We start from the raw sequence: 2,522 nt of genomic DNA on the forward strand, positions 1-2,522 counted from the left end.
TTCGCTACCCGGACCATGACCATTCGCCCGAGGAGGTGTACCTCGTTCTTTCGAACGGAGAGTTCAGGCAGGGTGAAGGGGAGTGGTTTTCACCCGGCATTGGCGGTTCGTTCTACAACGTGCCGAACATCAATCACGCCATGCGATCCCTCGATAAACCACTCTTTGCATTTTGGGCGCTGCGTACGGACAAAGCGGCGTAAGCATTCCGATTCGACGCAGCCCTGAGAAGGTCAAAGACAAGGCTGCCATCAATGTTTCTGCCGTGCCGGGGTCTCATGGATCGGCAAGCGACTTGCTTCAGGCTGCCACCCCATGCGGGTCGCGCTTTACCGGGCGGGCAAAAGGAACGACCAACAGCGAGATCAGCGTGATCAGGGCGATCATTGCCCATGCGTCATTGATGGATTGAACCAGAGCCGCCTTCGCCACCAGCGGATTGAATACGGCCTGAGCCCCTGCGCCAACGCCGGCCAGACCCTCGCCGCGCAACTGGTCGAGCGGAATTCCAACGAACGCCGCGGTCTGCGCATCGCCGGCAAGGAGTCGGTTTGCCAGATCCACCCCGTGCGTCTTCGCCCGCGAGTAGATCACCGTGTCGATCAGGGCCAGACTGAGAGCGCCGCCGAGATTACGCATCAGATTGAAGAGGCCGCTCGCGTCGGGGATGCGATGATGCGGGAGGTTCCCAAGCGCCAGGCGCGTCGGCGGCAGGATGCAGAACATCACCGCAACACCGCGGATAATCTGCGGCCAGAACATTTCGTCCCCATCCGTTGCCGGCGTCTGGAAGGCGCTGCATCCAAGACCAATGGCAAAGACCGTATAACCCAATGCCGTCAGGACCCTCGCATCCATACGCTGTTCGAGAAAAACGGCGATCGGGGCAACGATGATCTGCGCCATGCCCGTCGCCAGCATCATCGTTCCGATCTCAAATGCGCTGTGACCACGGACATAGGCGAGGAACAGCGGCATCAGGTAGACCGAGCCGAACAGCCCGAAGCCCAGGACAAAGCTCAGTGCGCATCCGATGGTAAAATTGAGTTCCTTGAAATTGCGCAGGTTCACCAAGGGTAATTTGTTGAGCCAGGTGCGTTGACAGAATCCGGCAAGAGTGGCGGCGCTCAGTACCGCGAGCCCGAGAACGACACCATCCGTCCAGCCCCGTTTCGGCGCTTCCTTGAGGGCGATCTCCATGGCCGCAAGCCCGATCGCCATCATCAGGAGCGACAGGATGTCCAGCGTTCGAATTTCGCGAAATCGCGTCTCCTCGCGCGGCAGGAGGCTTGCCGCGAGTCCCGCTGCCAGGATTCCCGGGACAACGTTGATCAGAAACAGCCAATGCCAGGAATAGGCTTCAGTGATCCATCCTCCGACCATCGGGCCGACCGTTGGCGCCATGACCGCCACCACACCTGCGGCCGTCGTGGCGATGCCTTGCAGATTTCCCGGAAAGAGGATGAACACTGCGGAGAATATGAGAGGTATGAGTGCGCCACCGGCAAGCCCCTGAACGATACGCCATGCGAGCAACTCTGAAAAATTACCGCTCAAGGCACATCCGACCGATGCGAGCGTGAACAGGAGGATCCCGAACACGAAAAGCCAGCGCATGGTCAGCATCCGTGTCAGGAACCCGTTCAACGGTATGGCAACCACCTCCGCGATCAGGTACGCCGTCTGAATCCAGCTCATTTGATCGGGATCGATATCGAGGGCGTTCTGGATGTTCGGTAAGGAGGTCGAAACGATCTGAACGTCGAGGATGGCCATGAACATGCCGATGCAAAGCGCGGCAAACCCGAACCAGGTACTCGCCGTCGCAGCTACGATGGACCTGGCATGTGTGGACATTGCTTGACTCCGAAAGTGCCGAACTCTCTTCCACTGACGGATTGCTGCTGCAAACTGTTCAGCATGGGGACCCTGCCCACTAGAAGAAGGCACAGCGGACCTATAAGACACTGTCGCCGGACTTTCTTCCAGTCATCTCTTTTCAGGAAGCTGTTATCCGGCTCATGCCTGAATCTCGACCTCGCAAAGCTTCGACCCGATTCTTGTGAGCTGAAGACATTGGCCCGAAGCCCAAAAGCGCGGGTATGGAGCTCAACTTCACTATCGATGACAGCCCTGCAGCTCAACTGGTCGCACCCCGCGGCGCCGATTGACGCTCTCCCCAGACAGAGCCCCGCCCTGTGAATTGACCCCCGAAGTTGGACACCGACTTTCGGGGGTCAGTTCAGCTGTCGGCGGTGCTCCTCTTTTTCTTACCTGTTCAGCGCGTCCTTCAGTGCCTTGGCCGGTGCGAAGGTCAGTTTCCTTGCCGCAGCCACCTTGATGGTGGCGCCGGTCGCTGGATTGCGCGCCTCACGCTCGGCCGTGTCCCTGACCTTGAACTTTCCGAAGCCGGCAATCGATGTTTCGCTCCCCGACGCCGAGGCGGCGGCAATTGCCGCAAACACGGCTTCAACCACAGCCTTACCCTCGGCTTTGGTCAGGCCGTGCTCTCCCGCGATCTT

General features: G+C 59.2%; 3 protein-coding genes. 1 reads left to right on the top strand and 2 read right to left on the bottom strand.

Translation table 11 applies throughout. From position 1 onward, the window contains the following. Window positions 1–203, top strand: a 203-nt coding sequence (locus AAAB35_RS04480) for a dimethylsulfonioproprionate lyase family protein (RefSeq protein ID WP_340667026.1), incomplete at its 5' end; no start/stop codon positions are given. A gap of 97 nt (window positions 204–300) precedes the next feature. On the opposite strand, the gene AAAB35_RS04485 is transcribed toward AAAB35_RS04480, so the two are convergent. Together AAAB35_RS04485 and AAAB35_RS04490 are read right to left on the bottom strand one after the other, a co-directional pair. Continuing rightward, on the bottom strand, window positions 301–1,857 hold the full coding sequence (locus tag AAAB35_RS04485; protein WP_340667027.1) for a DHA2 family efflux MFS transporter permease subunit: 1,557 nt from the start codon (window positions 1,855–1,857) through the stop codon (window positions 301–303). Window positions 1,858–2,270: 413 nt separating this feature from the next. Continuing rightward, window positions 2,271–2,522, bottom strand: a 252-nt coding sequence (locus tag AAAB35_RS04490) for an HU family DNA-binding protein (protein WP_340667028.1), incomplete at its 5' end; no start/stop codon positions are given.

Source organism: Phyllobacterium sp., assembly GCF_037994425.1.
Classification (GTDB): domain Bacteria; phylum Pseudomonadota; class Alphaproteobacteria; order Rhizobiales; family Rhizobiaceae; genus Phyllobacterium.

Excerpts from the sequence above, each read along its gene's own strand:
- AAAB35_RS04485 (WP_340667027.1), bottom strand. The coding sequence starts at position 1,857 with ATGTCCACACATGCCAGGTCCATCGTAGCTGCGACGGCGAGTACCTGG.